12 protein-coding genes are annotated in these 14,627 nt (G+C 60.2%); 6 read left to right on the top strand and 6 right to left on the bottom strand.

Features of this window, described 5'->3' with window-relative positions; all coding sequences use genetic code 11:
- Nucleotides 1–191: 191 nt before the first annotated feature.
- Both ACK3EW_RS12850 and ACK3EW_RS12845 read right to left on the bottom strand, forming a co-directional pair.
- On the bottom strand, nt 192–4,385 hold the full coding sequence (locus ACK3EW_RS12850; RefSeq protein ID WP_493806538.1) for a choice-of-anchor L domain-containing protein: 4,194 nt from the start codon (nt 4,383–4,385) through the stop codon (nt 192–194).
- Between the two features lie 260 nt (nt 4,386–4,645).
- Nucleotides 4,646–5,677 carry a LacI family DNA-binding transcriptional regulator gene (locus tag ACK3EW_RS12845; RefSeq protein WP_493806537.1) on the bottom strand — a complete coding sequence of 344 codons (1,032 nt, stop codon included), beginning with the start codon at nt 5,675–5,677 and terminating at the stop codon, nt 4,646–4,648.
- Nucleotides 5,678–5,806: 129 nt separating this feature from the next.
- Here ACK3EW_RS12845 and ACK3EW_RS12840 point away from each other — a divergent pair, with 129 nt between their 5' ends.
- The 3 genes from ACK3EW_RS12840 to ACK3EW_RS12830 are packed head-to-tail and all read left to right on the top strand — an operon-like array spanning nt 5,807 to nt 8,035.
- Complete coding sequence (locus ACK3EW_RS12840) at nt 5,807–6,886, top strand: fatty acid desaturase family protein (protein ID WP_493806536.1); 1,080 nt, start codon at nt 5,807–5,809, stop codon at nt 6,884–6,886.
- 34 nt (nt 6,887–6,920) lie between these two features.
- Nucleotides 6,921–7,229 (top strand): MocE family 2Fe-2S type ferredoxin, encoded by a 309-nt coding sequence (locus tag ACK3EW_RS12835; RefSeq protein ID WP_439119150.1) that lies wholly within the window; start codon nt 6,921–6,923, stop codon nt 7,227–7,229.
- Nucleotides 7,226–8,035 carry a 3-methyl-2-oxobutanoate hydroxymethyltransferase gene (locus ACK3EW_RS12830; RefSeq protein WP_493806535.1) on the top strand — a complete coding sequence of 270 codons (810 nt, stop codon included), beginning with the start codon at nt 7,226–7,228 and terminating at the stop codon, nt 8,033–8,035. The genes ACK3EW_RS12835 and ACK3EW_RS12830 overlap by 4 nt, the downstream gene beginning before the upstream one ends.
- 18 nt (nt 8,036–8,053) lie before the next feature.
- Here the strand turns inward: ACK3EW_RS12830 and ACK3EW_RS12825 are convergent, their stop codons facing one another.
- From ACK3EW_RS12825 to iolC, 4 genes are all read right to left on the bottom strand, one after another.
- Complete coding sequence (locus ACK3EW_RS12825) at nt 8,054–8,470, bottom strand: VOC family protein (RefSeq protein WP_493806534.1); 417 nt, start codon at nt 8,468–8,470, stop codon at nt 8,054–8,056.
- 205 nt (nt 8,471–8,675) lie between these two features.
- A complete protein-coding gene (locus ACK3EW_RS12820) occupies nt 8,676–9,500 on the bottom strand; it encodes a class II fructose-bisphosphate aldolase (RefSeq protein WP_493806533.1) in 825 nt (274 codons plus the stop codon).
- Nucleotides 9,497–10,336 carry a 5-deoxy-glucuronate isomerase gene (locus tag ACK3EW_RS12815; RefSeq protein ID WP_493806532.1) on the bottom strand — a complete coding sequence of 280 codons (840 nt, stop codon included), beginning with the start codon at nt 10,334–10,336 and terminating at the stop codon, nt 9,497–9,499. The genes ACK3EW_RS12820 and ACK3EW_RS12815 overlap by 4 nt, the downstream gene beginning before the upstream one ends.
- Before the next feature lie 11 nt (nt 10,337–10,347).
- A complete protein-coding gene (iolC, locus tag ACK3EW_RS12810; protein WP_493806531.1) occupies nt 10,348–11,325 on the bottom strand; it encodes a 5-dehydro-2-deoxygluconokinase in 978 nt (325 codons plus the stop codon).
- Nucleotides 11,326–11,407: 82 nt separating this feature from the next.
- On the opposite strand from iolC, the gene ACK3EW_RS12805 reads away from it, so the two are divergent.
- From ACK3EW_RS12805 to ACK3EW_RS12795, 3 genes are read left to right on the top strand one after another with little or no spacing between them, the layout of a single operon-like run.
- A complete protein-coding gene (locus ACK3EW_RS12805; RefSeq protein ID WP_493806530.1) occupies nt 11,408–12,526 on the top strand; it encodes a Gfo/Idh/MocA family protein in 1,119 nt (372 codons plus the stop codon).
- Complete coding sequence (locus ACK3EW_RS12800; RefSeq protein ID WP_493806529.1) at nt 12,523–13,413, top strand: TIM barrel protein; 891 nt, start codon at nt 12,523–12,525, stop codon at nt 13,411–13,413. The genes ACK3EW_RS12805 and ACK3EW_RS12800 overlap by 4 nt, the downstream gene beginning before the upstream one ends.
- 42 nt (nt 13,414–13,455) lie before the next feature.
- Complete coding sequence (locus ACK3EW_RS12795) at nt 13,456–14,616, top strand: Gfo/Idh/MocA family protein (protein WP_493806528.1); 1,161 nt, start codon at nt 13,456–13,458, stop codon at nt 14,614–14,616.
- Nucleotides 14,617–14,627: the final 11 nt, after the last annotated feature.

Here is a 14,627-nt window from a genome sequence, read left to right as displayed (position 1 = left end):
CTGACACCGTGCACCGATCATCAACTCGTACGCTCCAGTACTGAACTTCGGGTCTGGGGCGCGCCCGGGCGGCGGCTGGCGATAGCGATTTAGACGCTCCCCAAACCCTTCAGTATCTGGAAATTGCGGCTACAATTCTAAACGACTTGGGCAGGACTGTGTTCTATTCATTCGATTTTGGAAACAGTGCCTCAGCAAACCGAAGACTGAACTGGCTGCGGCAACACTGTGCGAACACGTGGCGGCATCTTGATCGGAACCGAGGCGCGATGTCGGTGATTGTGCCTTTTCAAATCTCGAAGGTGTCGGGACAAGTCATCGCGCGGCGCAAACTCCCGTGCCGATGCTCCATAGCTCGCCTGCGCTTCTGAGACATCAAGGCGGGGGAACAGGGCGAATATCTCGCGCCGCGCGGCGGGCGCAACCGCGGCCAAGGCAAACTTGCCGGGATAAAAGCTTTCTGAGGCTGCACCGTTCGCGAACACTATCTGATGTTGGTCAAACATCAGGTGCAGATAGGTGACCTCTCGGCAGCCTTTCATGATCCGCGCCGCACCACCTTGCATATCCGCAAGCCAAGTGGCGCGGACAAGCCGCTCTTCGCCATTGATCCGCAGCAAAATCCCGTGCTGCGGTGAAACGGCAAGGCAGCTTTCGCCGCCAGTCAGCTTTGGCGAAAGCTGGATCGGCAGCAGTTTCGGGTTTCGGGCTAGATCGTGCTGACTGACGGACCGCCGACCGATCCAACGCAAGACCTGTACGCCATTGTCTTGCGTGATGATACGGTCACCGACCCGAAGCGTATCAATCGGCCGCTCCCCGGTTTCGGTCAGGATACGTGTACCGGACACGAAACACACCACACCAGTGTTTTCAACATTGAAAAAGCTGGTGCTTGCGGTCTCGTTGGTGAACACCAACCCGCCATCGCCAAATTGGGTGTTGTCGCTGTAATCCGCGCCACCAATCCCGTCATTGGATTGGTTCAGGATGCCGTCATCCCGGTAGTCGGCGGTTAGTTCCCAGATATCGTCGTAATAGGCCGACAGGTCGACGAAGTCATTGTTTGCACGATCTCCATCCGTGAGCGTGCCCGTATTACCGACGTTGAAGTCGCTGATCGTGTCAAGGCCATCGCCGGTCGTATAGACAAAGGTGTCGTTACCGTCGCCGCCTGTCAGGGTGTCGTTGCCAGCACCACCAAAGACAAGGTCATCGCCGCCACCTGCATCGATGCTGTCGGCACCATCCGCACCCATGTCAACTATCGACAGGACAGGGTTCGTCAAAGCCACGTCAGAGCCGGCGTTGACTGTATCGCCGTTGGGCGTGACGTCCTCGATGACGATCGTTGTGGTCGTGTCGGTAGCGGTAAAGCTGTGGGTATAGCTTTGCGCGCCCACCATATCGGCTGGGATGGTGATGGTCTGATTACCGATTTGCAGGACATGTGCGCCCTGTTCGGTACCGATATGCTCCAGGTCGAAGGTGAGTGTGTAGGTCTCTCCGATCTCGGTTTCCAGCGTATAGGTCAACGTTCCGCCGACAGTTGCGCCAAACCCGAAGTGATAGCTGTCCGAGCCAAAGTCCTGCACGCCCGCGCCAACGACCGGCGCGGTCAGAGAGATCGCCACATCTACCGGCGTGTCGCCATGGATGGTGTCGTTGCCCAAACCGCCCGAAATCGTGTCGGCACCGCCGCCCCCCGCGATCACATCAGCACCACCGCCGGCATCGATCAGGTCATTGCCCGACCCGCCGGTGATCATGTCATGAGTGTTGCCAGCGTTGATCGTGTCGTTGCCCGCATCGCCGTGCAACTGGTCGCCGTATTGCACCAGTTCACCGCTGGAGTTGATCACATCATCGCCGTCACCGCCGTAAACAGTGTCATAACTCTGCTGTACGGTGATTGTGTCGTTGCCTGCGCCGCCCTCGATGTAGTCGGTATCGCTGGCGCCCGTGCCCGTCCCGGTGATGCTATCGTTGCCACCTCCGCCAAAGATCGTGTCGGCGCCGTCGCCATCCGTGATCACATCCGCGCCCACGGTGTTATGCAGCGAGATATTGTCCAGAATGACGCCCATGCCGTTGTCATCGCCGACCTCGACAAAGCGCAGCGTATAGGTGCCCGCCGTGGGCAAGGCCGCATCCAGCGTGTAGGTTTCCCAGCTTCCAATACTGGTTGGCACGATCGTGTCGGTCGCGATCACCGCGCCCGTGTCGTCAAGAACCTGAACGGTGACCCCGTCGACGCCCGCGGTAGCGCCGGTGCGGGCCGCCACGTCGAATATGACCGATGTCGAACCGGCCTCGGTGATGGTGAAATTCTGCTCCAGCACACCCAGCGACCCGCTGGGCCCGTCGATTTCGAGCACTGTATTGGTGGAGCCATTGCCAAGGTAGATGTCCTCGGTGCCAAGCTCTGTCCCGCCAGCGCCCCAGCCGGCATAGCGCGCCCCGAAATCGCCATTGGTGATCGAGGCGTCAACGTTGTCGCCATGGATCAGGTCGTTGCCCGCGCCGCCATCCAGCGTGTCGGTGCCACCGCCACCATAGACCGTGTCGGCCCCTGTGCCGCCGAAGATCGTGTCTTCGCCTGTTCCGCCAAAAAGCGCATCGTCGCCGTTGTTGCCGGTGATCAGGTCATTGCCGTCGCTCCCGGCAATGGTGTCATTGGCGCTTGATCCATTCTCAGGAAGAGTAGTGGTGAAGAATATGTTGCCTGAGGTGGGTACGACGCCTTCGCCTTCGATGTTGAAGGATTGTGTGTTGCCCGATGCGTAAGTGATCGTGACCGAAACGGTGTATTGGTTTCCTCCGCTTGAGGTCGTATCCAACCTCAGCCCGGTATACGGTTCCGACAAGACGATCCTGTCCAAGCCGTAGTCGAAACTGCGAATGGCCAGCGTGTTGGTGGTGTTCGTCGTTGCGACCAGAATGTAGTCCGCCACACCGTCGCCTGTGCGGTCTCCGTCCAGGCCTTCGTCCAGCGAGATCCTGCTGTTGGAAGACGGTTCTGCCAACCATCGGAAATAGTTGCTACCCGACGTGCCGACAGCAGATTGCCCATTCGCCACATCGACAAAGCTCAGCGGAGAAAACCCGGTGCCCCCGTCAAGCGTGTCGTTTCCGCTACCGCCAACTATGACATCGGCGTCGGCACCACCAAAGACAATGTCATCGCCGGCACCCGCGAGGATGGTGTCATTACCGGCAAAGCCATTGATGACGTCACCGTCGCCACTTGTGCCCAGCACACCAAGGGAATCGTTGTTGTCGACCCGGTCTCCCTGAGGATCGCCTGTGTAATTCACGTCGATCAGATCAGCGCTGGGGGTTCCGTTTACATACCCATCTGGGTCCGGCACCGCTGCTGTTGTGACGGTGACATAGCCGACATCCGTGATGCCGTTTCCGTCTGTCACCTCGTATGTAAATGTCGACGCGGTCAGGTCGCCATCCGTCACCACCGAGAAGGTGCCATCGGAATTGAGCGTGACAGCCTCGCCAGTGCCGAAAGTGACTGTGTCGCCCGCCACCACATCAACACCGTTGATCTTTGTAACGGTCAGCCCTAGGCCCGAGTAATCGGTATCATTCGCAAGGACGTCGAGGACCGCTGGGCTGTTCGGCTCGAGTTCGATTTCGTCCGCGAAGGCGATAGCAACGGTTTGCAGACTGTTTGCGGCAATCAGGAAGTTGGAATCGACTGCGCCATCTCCACCATCGGCGATACCGATCTTGATCGTATTTTCGACCCCGGCATTGACCGGGGCTTTCAACGCCATCGTGATGGTGAAGCCATCCATCTCGGTGTTGTAAAAATTGGATGCCGCAGAGTTGTCGACGTAGAGGTTGGAATTGACTGTTGTGTTGACTGTGTCGATCGAAACCGTGTCAACGGCCGGGGTCAGCTCGACAACTCTCCCGTTGATCATGACGGCGATAACGTCATTGAAACCGCCATTGACGTATTCGAGGTACTCTTCCGACGAAAAGACGAATTGCATCGTCAGGAAGTCATTGTCCGGGATAAAGACGGCATTGAAAATGACAGCGTCGAACGTTGCGTTGCCAGACATCGTCGTCAGGTCTGGGTCGCCCGCACCGCCGTAACTGGTACTCGTTTCTTCCTGCGTATTTGTGTCTGTGGTGCCGCTGGAATTCGTGAAATCCGCAACATTACCGGTTGAAAAAATCACACCGCTGTCGCTTGGAACCACGCCGGGCGACGTTGTGAGGCCATCGCTGTAAATGCCGGTCTGGCCCGCCGTGCCTGTCAGGGTGGACGATACAACCGTAATGCCGGGCCCGAAAATCGAATCAGCGACCAGGGATGCATCAGGCGTCTGCGTGATATTGAGTTCGGTCGCAATGGGCATGTGATGTCGGTTCCCGGATCTGCGACCGGCTTAGCGGCTTTGAATTCTGAGGGGGTAAACCGTCAGAGCGCCTGTGCCTCGTGTATCGGGATGCGATTGGCAAAGTCTGGCAGGCTGTGTCATTGTCGCTGGTCCCATTCGAAAGAGGCTCGTTCAGACACTTCAACGGACAGGACAGGCGGCGCTTTAGGCGAAACCGATCAACTATCGGACAGGTTATTGTCCGAGGGCCACAGATCGACACTTGGCTTGATGGTCTGTCAGACGGACTCGGGAAGATAGATTGTCGGATCGAACAGCGCTGGTTTCTGCACCGCTGCGCCGCCATGCAGCGCGGTCTCGGTCATCGTTGCGACCAACATTGTGCACAGCGCCCGCAATGGCGTCGCGACCACCATCGTCACATAGCCATCAGCCAAGGCCGCGCGGCTGTCTTCGGTCAGTTCATTGACGATCAACGCCACCTTGCCCGGAGGGCGCGTCTCGCGCAGTGCTGCAATTGCGCCTTCCATCCCGCCACCGGCCACGTAAATCCCGGCAAGATCGCCATGGCGCTGCAACAGGTCGAGCGTTGCTTCATAGGTGACTTGCCGCGTCTCAAGATTGACGCTCGTGTCGGTGATCGTGATCTGCGGACAGTGCTCGCGCAGTGCGGTACGAAAGCCGGTCTCGCGCAGCCCCTGTCCGTGCCACCTTGCTCCGCCCACCATCACCGCAACGCGGCAGGGGCGCTGTAACTGGGTTGCCATCATCCATCCGGCCAGCCGCCCCACCTTCATGTTGTCGAGCCCGAAATATCCCGCACCCGCGCGGCCCGCAAAATCGTTGAGCAGGGAAAAGACCGGAACACTCTGATCGGCAAGCACTTCCACCAGTCGGATCATCGTGGGGTGGTTGATGGCTGTGGCAGCGACAGCTGTGCTTTGCACCGCGGCGGATCGGATGGCCTTTGCGAAATCATCGGGCGCTTGGGACGGCGAGAAGTGGATGTGCGGCGTGACGTTGGCCTCGGACTGGGCGTCACAGGCCGCCCTGATCTCCGTTGCAAACTGCTGGTAAAACGCTTGCGAAGGTTTGTGCAGCACAAAGCCAAGGGTCAGCTTCGGTTGCCCAGCCAACCCCATATGCGATGCGTGATCGGGCAGGGGATAGCCAATCTGTCGGGCCGCCTCCAGAACCCGCGCGATGCTGCGCTTGGAGACATTGGCCCGCCCATTCACAACGCGATCCACGGTTGCCACGCCGACACCGGCGGCTGTGGCCAAATCCTGAAGTGTTGGGAGTCTCGGCATGATGTGAATCCATCAATGAAAAGGTCTGAACTGATGTAAACTGATGGCTTTCGCTTTGCAAAATCTTTGCCGGATCGGTGTTCCCCCGTAACGTGATCGCCAACACACCCAAATTCGGATCTGAGGATCATGGCAAAACGCGATTATTCCCTGCTGGGGCCCAATGCCCGTCACGCTGTCGAAACCGGGCTTGCGGCGGCAGAGTGGTATCACACCGACATCCCGCGCAAGCAGATGAAAGAGCTGATGCAGCGGTCGGATCAGCCCGCTATCCGCGACACGATCCTCCTGTTCGCCAGCATGATCATCTTCGCCGCCATCGGCATCGCGCTGTGGCCGTCATGGTGGAGCGCGCCGTTCTGGCTGGCGTATGGCGTGCTCTATGGTTCGGCCATGGACTCGCGTTGGCACGAATGTTCTCACGGCACCGCCTTCAAGACGCGCCACTACAACGACTGGCTCTACCAGATCGCCAGCTTCTGCATGGTCCGCAACCCGGTGTCCTGGCGTTGGAGCCATGCACGCCATCACACCGACACGATCATCGTGGGCCGCGACCCCGAAATCGTCGCCATGCGTCCACCTGCGCTGTTCCGGATTGCAGTGAATTTCCTAGGGATTTTAGACGCTTATGGCGGCTGGAAACGGATGCTCTACAACGCGTCAGGCCGAATCCACCCCGAAGAGGCCGACTATATCCCCAAACAGGAACAGCCCAAGGTGATCCGCATCGCCCGCATCTGGGTCGCGATCTATGTCGCGACCATTGCGCTTGCGCTCGCGATGGGATCAATCCTACCGCTTATGGTGATCGGTTTGCCCCGGCTCTACGGCGCATGGCATCATGTTCTGACCGGCGTCATGCAGCACGCAGGATTGGCCGACAACGTCACCGACCACCGACTGAATTCGCGCACCGTCTATATCAATCCGGTGTCGCGCTTCATCTACTGGAACATGAACTACCACGTCGAACATCACATGTTTCCGATGGTGCCTTATCACCGGCTGCCCGATCTGCACGACGCAATCAAACACGACTTGCCTGCGGCCAACACGTCGATGTGGCAAGCCTACGCCGAAATCCTGCCCGTCCTCCGTCGCCAACTGGCCTATGAGGACGTGTTCCTGAAACGCGATCTGCCGCCCACCGCGAAACCCTATCGCGAGGATTTTCACGCAGCCGCCCTCGGCGCTGCTGCCGAATAACCCAAGCCCAAAAAACGAAAAGGAAGGACCCAGCATGCCCTGGATCGACGCCTGTGCGACCGATGACATCGACGAAGAAGACCTGATCCGCTTCGATCACGAGGATCGCACATTTGCCATCTACCACAGCCCCGATGGCGAGTATTTCTGCACCGATGGCCTGTGTACGCACGAGCACGTGCATCTCGAAGACGGGCTGGTGATGGACTATGAAATCGAGTGCCCCAAGCACAACGCCACCTTCGATTACCGCACCGGAGAGGCCAAACGCGCCCCCGCTTGCGTGAACCTGAACACCTACAAGACCAAGGTCGAAGGCGGCCGTGTTTTGATCGAGGTGTGACCGTGGGTCTCTATCACAAACGTCCCACAGTTGCTGACCTGCGCGCACGCAAGGCGCGCGGCGACAAGCTGACCATGCTCTTCGTCGAAACCCCGGACGAGGCCCGCGCTGCGGCGGCGGCAGGCATCGACATGCTGTCGATCATCGCGCCCCGCTGGACTCCCGACATGCGCGCGGCGGCAGGCGACTGCTTTGTTCAGGTCGGCTTGCTCTACGGTGAACTTTGCACCGGCGAAGACTACCTGCGCGCCGCCCATGCCGCGATGCAGACCGGCGGCGATTGCGTCTACTGCTCGGCCTCTCTCGACATCCAGAAACTGCTTTGTGACAACGGCATTCCCGTCGTCGCGCATGTTGGGCTGATCCCGTCGCAATGCACCTGGACTGGTGGCTTCAAAGCGGTGGGCAAAACCGCAGACAGCGCCAAGGCGGTCTGGGATCATGTCAAACGGCTGGAAGAGATCGGCTGTTTCGGCGCAGAGCTTGAAGTGGTGCCGGATCGCGTGGCCGAACTAATTTCGCGGAACACGTCGCTTCTGATGCTGGGCATGGGGGCGGGCGGCCATGCAGATGCGCAATACCTTTTTGCCGAGGATGTTTTGGGTCACGGCACCAACAAACAACCGCGTCATGCCAAACGCTACCGCAATTTCGCAGCGGAATTCGCCCGACTGCAAGACGAACGCATCGCGGCCTTCGGAGAGTTTATCGCGGATGTGAAAACCGGCACCTATCCCGCGCCCGAGCATTGCGTGCCGATCTCTGACAGCGAGTTCGATGCCTTCCGTGCGGCGGTTAAGGGCTGACGCCGATTGCGTCCGATCTCAGCCATCCCGGCTGGGATCGTTCGGATTGCTCGAAAACAGCGCGATCTTGTTGCCCTGCGGGTCGCGCAGGTAGCTCACGTAAAAGCGCGGACCGTAAGAGGCGCGAAAACCCGGTTGCCCTTCATCCGACCCACCTGCCACCAAAGCGGCGGCGTGCAGTTCGCGGACCTGCGCCTGATCGGTGGCCTCGAATGCCACCATCGTCCCGTTCCCGGCCGAGGCGGGCTGCCCATTGAACGTGGGTTTGACATAAAAATCCGGGTGAACAGGGGCCTCTCCCGGCGGCACCGGCAGAGCAAAACTCAGCCCCTCGGAGCCTTGGGTCATGCTATAGCCAAGGGCAGGGAGGAACGCCGAATAGAACCGCTTGGCCTGTTCGATGTCATCTGCACCAACGGTGACATAGGCGATCATAGGGGTGGTCCTTTGGTGGGTCGAGTGCTGCCAGCATGACAGTTTTTCGAAAGGATTGAAGGACTGTTCTCTAAATCCAGTGCGCCATGCCTGTGCTATGCACAGGCAGCGCCCGAACCGCCCCCACGGGGCGGGCGCTTCTCGCCCACCCCTCGGTTCGGGCGCGACGCTGGTTCGAAGCTGAAAAGACAAGAAGGTCGGAGGATCAACGCAACCCCCGGATCACCTCACGCGCTTTCTCTATCAACGGTTCCTCCACCGCCGACAAAATTGCGATCCGATCAAACACATCAGGCCGCGCTGCCAAGTTCGCTCGCAGTGCCCCGCCGAAGGTCATCCGCAACTCCGTCCCGATGTTGAACTTGCAGATCGCACTGGTCCGCGCGAGGTCTTGGCGGAGGTCATGCGGCAAGCCGGACCCCCCGTGGATTACCAATGGCATGTCCGTCACAGCTTCGATCCGGGCCAGCCTGTCGCGGTCGATCTGCGCCACCTGATCCGTTTGAAGATGCACATTTCCGATAGACACCGCGATCGCATCGACGCCGGTCTCGTCGGCAAAACGAGCTGCCTCGTCCGGGTCGGTTCCGTGCGACTCCGCACCGTCCGCATAGCCCACAAACCCGATCTCACCTTCGCAGGACACACCGGCCTGATGGGCCATCTCCACAATGGCCTTCGTCTGCGCGATGTTTTCCTCCAAGGGCAGGCGCGAGCCGTCGAACATCACCGATGTGAACCCCAGCGCAATTGCCTCCGCGCATTCTGTAACGCTGGTTCCGTGGTCCAGATGGGATACGACCGGCACCGAAGCCCCATCCGCCAAGGCGTGAAACATCGCCGCCCAGACGGACAGGGGCATATGCGCCCGCGCGCCCGGTCCAGCCTGAAGGATCACCGGCGCGCCTTCGGCCTCAGCGGCAGCGACATAGGCGCGGGCGTCCTCCCAGCCAAGGCAGACCAGCCCCGCCACCGCGTATCCATCCCGAAGCGCGGGCTGCAACACCTCGGCCAGCGTCGCACGGGTCATTTGAACTTGGCCACCATATCCATGATGCCTGGGATGGTGTGCAGTTGCTCGGCATGGGTCGGCTGGAAATACTGTTTGAGCGACCGTTGAGATAGCCCACCAAGGATAGTGAAGTAATACATCTCGTATCCCGGCAGTGCGCAGCAGGGGTGGTAACCCTTGTCGATCAGTACGGTTGATCCGTTCATGATGTGATACGCATCCCCCGGTTCATTATCGACCCGCTGAAGCATCTGCAGGCCCGAGCCATAATCCGGTTTGAAGCGGAAATTGTATGTCTCGTCATGCCGTGTCTCGTCCGGCAGGCGGTCGGTGTCATGCTTGTGCGACGGGAAGCCAGACCAGCCGCCCGCGCCTACGGTGAAAAGCTCGGACACCAGCAAGCGCCCGACACGATCATGGTGGTTCGCGCCGAGGATGTGCTTGATCTTGCGATGGGTCTTGGTGTCGTCGCTGCCGTATTGCACGAGGTCCAAGTCATCCTTGCGGATTGCAAAGGGTTGCAAGGCGGTTGCAAATTTTGCACCGGCGATGAACACCTCGGTCTCTGTCCGCGCGGTGATCCGGGCCCCTGATCCGGTCGGCACATAGACGCCTTCGGGGTCGCCATCCCAAACGTCCTCGCCCCGATGACCAATATCGGCAAAGGTCTCACCCGCCGTTTCCACGGTCACCGTCCCGGTCGCCGGCACGATGCAAGTCTCGTACGCTTCAAGACGGTAATCGTACGTTTCACCCGGCTTCAGCTTCACGATGTTGAAGTAGTTGAGCGGCACCAGCGGGTGATCAACATCAACGATCGGTTTGTTGCCATTGTTATGGGGGGGGATGTGCATAGGGCCTCCTGTCAGGCGCGGCGCATATTGGCATGCGCCATGAAATCTGTGATCTCGTTAAGCGTTGGCATCGCGGGCGCGCAGGCGACGCGTGCCACCACGATTGCAGCAGCGGCAGAGCCTTGGCGCACCGCTTGGGCAATTGGCTGACCATCCGACAGAGCGGCCAGAAAACCCGCCATGAAACTGTCGCCCGCGCCGGTTGGTTTCAGCGCTTGGGTCCCGAAAACACCCGTCCGGGTCTCGTCCTCGGGCGTGATGGTGATCGCGCCCAGCTCGCCCATCTTGTAGACGACAATCTGCGCGCCTTCGCCGATCAAAGACCGCGCTTTCTCAAGCCCTTGGCCTTCGGTTCCGGCCATGAAGTCGAACTCCACATCATTTCCGATAACGATGTCACAGAGAGCGGCCGCACGGGAATAGACGTCGGACGCTTCCTGCGCCGAAGCCCAGGAATAGGGCCGGTAATCCACGTCGAAAATCACAGGCAGCCCGACCGAATTTGCGCGCTCGAACGCGTGGAACGTGGCGCTGCGCGATGGTTCTGCCGCGAGCACCGTGCCCGTAGTGATCAGCGCCGAAAACCCGGCATAGGGCAGGGCCTCGACATCCTGCATCGTCATCGCGAAATCCGCCGCGTTGTTGCGGTAGATTACCGATTGTGTGTTCTCCAATCGGGTTTCCACCACCGCCAGCGAATTGCGCGCTTCACCTGCGACCGACCGCACGAAGCGACGATCAATCCCATAATTGTCCAGTTGTTTCAGGCAGTAACGCCCCACCGCATCGTCCGACACGCAGGTGACCAATGTCGCGTCGCAGCCCATTCGACACAAACCAGCGGCGATGTTGGCGGACGATCCACCAAGTGCTGCGGTGAATTGCACGGCGTCCTCGATTTCCGTGCCGGGAGGATCGGCATAAAGGTCCATTCCTGCGCGTCCAATCACGAGGAAGCCTTTGCCGTGGAGTCGGGCCAGATCTTTCATGGTCACACTCGTTTTGAGTTGCACGGGTTTGAACAGGACGATACAGATTTTGCAACCGGTTGCAAGATGCAGGGAGGAAGCCATGTCCGAGATCGGAATCGGCATCATCGGTGGGGGCTATATGGGCAAGGCGCACGCCGTTGCCATGGCGTCTGTTGCTGCCGTGTTCGACACAGCCTTGCGTCCCCGACTTGAGATGATCGCAGCCTCCAGCCTTGCCAGCGCAGAACGGTATCGCGCTTCTTTTGGCTTCAACCGCGCTGCACCTGATTGGCAAACGCTGGTCGCAGACCCCAAGGTCGACGCCGTGGTGATCGCGTCACCACAGGACACCCACCGCGCCATCGCTGAAGCTGCCATCGCGCTAGGCAAGCCGGTGCTGTGCGAAAAGCCGTTGGCAGATACGCTGGAGGACTCCCGCGCGATGGTCCAAGCGGCCGAGGCGGCGGGTGTGCCGAACATGATCGGCTTCAACTACATCCGCACCCCGGCCAGCCAGTTCGTCCGCCAGCTCTTGGCCGAAGGCACCATTGGCGATGTCACATGGTTCCGCTGCGAACATACCGAGGATTTCCTGTCCGACCCGTCAACGCCCTTCAACTGGCGCTGCACGGGGCTGGCGAATGGAAATATGGGCGATCTTGCCCCGCATCCGATCAATGCCGCATTGGCGCTGATGGGGCCGGTGACCAAGCTCTGCGCCGATCTTGAAACCGTGCACGCCAGCCGTCCCGGCGGCACCGTCGACAATGATGACCACGCGCAGATCATGGTGCGCTTCGCCTCTGGCGTGATGGGCCATATCTATTCCAGCCGCATCGCGACGGGTCGGAAGATGGGCTATGCCTATGAAATCACAGGCACCAAGGGCGCGATCCGGTTTGATCAGGAAGACCAGAACGCCGTTTGGCTGTACCTCGCCGAAGGGCCTGAGGCGACGCGCGGGTTCCGCAAAATCCTGACCGGACCGGCCCATCCCGACTACCTTCCGTTCTGCCTTGGGCCGGGCCACGGCACCGGCTATCAGGATCAGATCATCATCGAAGCCAAAGATTTCCTTACCGCCATCCACACTGGAAAGGCCGTCTGGCCCACCTTCCGCGATGGGCTGGCCGTGGCCGAGGTGATCGAAGCCATTCACGCCTCTGCCAATGGGGGCGGATGGAAAAACGTCAGCGATTTTCAGGAGACCACAGCATGACCATCCGCATCGGCAACGCTCCCTGTTCGTGGGGTGTCGAATTCGCAGGCGATCCGCGAAACCCGCCCTGGCGGCAGGTGCTGAGAGACTGCGCGGAGGCGGGTTACACTGGCATCGAACTGGGGCCGGTGGGCTTCATGCCCGAAGACCCGGTGGAACTGGGCGAGGCGCTGTCCGAATTCGGGATGGACCTGATCGGTGGCGTGGTGTTCCGCCCGTTCCACGATGCGAACAAGTGGGACGATGTGCTGGACGGTGTGAACCGCACGGCCAAGGCTCTTGCCGCGCATGGGGCGCGACATTTCGTGCTGATCGACTCGATCTCAGCCCGCCGTGCGCCCACCGCTGGCCGGGCCGACGAGGCCGAGAAGATGGGCGCGGATGAATGGCGCGCCTTTGTACAGCGCATTGAAATAGCGGCCAAAATTGGGGCCGAGGAGTATGGGCTGATCCCTTCGATCCATGCCCACGCAGCCGGGTTCATTGACTTCGAACCGGAACTGGAACGCCTGTTGGATGAAGTCGATCCAAGCCTACTCAAGATCTGCTTTGACACCGGCCACCACTCCTATGCCGGGTACGATCCGGTGGCGTTTATGCAGCGCCATATCGGCCGGATATCCTACATGCATTTCAAGGACATCGATCCTGCGGTGAAGGCGGATGTCGTGGCCAATCGCACCGATTTCTATAAGGCTTGCGGTCAAGGCATCTTCTGCAACCTCGGTCAGGGCGACGTTGACTTCCCGGCGGTGCGCAACGTGTTGCTGGACGCGGGTTTCGACGGCTGGTGCACGGTCGAACAGGATTGCGACCCCACGCTCGACGTGCGGCCCATCGACGATGCGCGGGCGAACCGCGAGTATCTCACTTCTATCGGCTTCTGATCCCGGCACAGGGTCAGGGCGTTTTGCGAAAGGACGAACAGAATGGCAAAGCTTCGGTGGGGCATGATCGGCGGCGGCGAAGGCAGCCAGATCGGCCCGGCGCATCGCTTGGGCGCGGGGCTTGACGGGCATTTCGAGTTTACGGCAGGTGCGCTGGATCACCGGCCCGATGCCGGGCGCGATTATGGCAAACGGCTGGGTCTGGCCGAGGACCGCGCCTATGGCGATTGGCGCGAAATGCTGCAGGGCGAAAAGGACCGTGATGACCGCGTCGATTTGGTGACGGTCGCCACCCCCAATGCCACGCATTTCGAGATCACCAAGGCGTTCCTTGAGGCCGGGTTTCATGTTCTTTGCGAAAAGCCCATGACCATGACCGTCGAAGAGGGCGAAGAGATCGTGCGCCTGTCGCACTCCACCGGGCGCATCTGCGCCGTGAACTACGGCTATACTGGCTACAGCCTTGTCCGCCACATGCGTGCGATGGTGGCGCGGGGCGATCTGGGGCATATCCGTCTGGTAAAGGCCGAGTTTGCCCACGGCCATCACGCCGATGCCGCCGATGCCGACAACCCGCGTGTGCGCTGGCGGTATGATCCTGCGCAGGCTGGGGTCAGCGCGCAGTTTGCCGATTGTGGTATCCACGCGCTGCACATGGCGTCCTTCGTGATTGGGCAGGAGGTGGACCAGCTGAGTGCCGACACGGTGAGCTGCATCGAAAGCCGTGTGCTGGAAGACGACGCGATGCTGAACCTGCGCTTTGACGGCGGCACGGTGGGGCGGCTCTGGACATCGTCCATCGCGCTGGGCAATCAGCACGGTTTGTCGATTCAGGTCTTTGGCGAAAAGGGCGGATTGCGCTGGGCGCAGGAACAGCCGAACCAGCTTTACTACATGCCGCTTGGCGAACGCCTGCAAGTGATCGAACGCGGTGAGGCGAACCTGTCGCCCGAAGCTGACCGCACCAGTCGCGTCACCATCGGCCATGCCGAAGGGATGCCGCTGGCCTTTGCCAACATCTACGCCGATCTGGCCGAGGCGATCCGGGCCGAGAAAGAGGGCCGCGCGATGGACCCTGCGGCGAACCTGTATCCGCGTGCAGAAGACGGGCTGCGGTCGATGGCGGCGGTGTTTGCTGTGGCGCAAAGCGGCAAGGCCCAAGGCGCATGGGTGGATGCCCGCCCGCCAATGTTCCGTACTTAAACAAAGGCTGC

This window comes from Marivita sp. NO-S04 (assembly GCF_059070475.1).
This window is presented reverse-complemented; position numbering and strand designations above follow the sequence as displayed.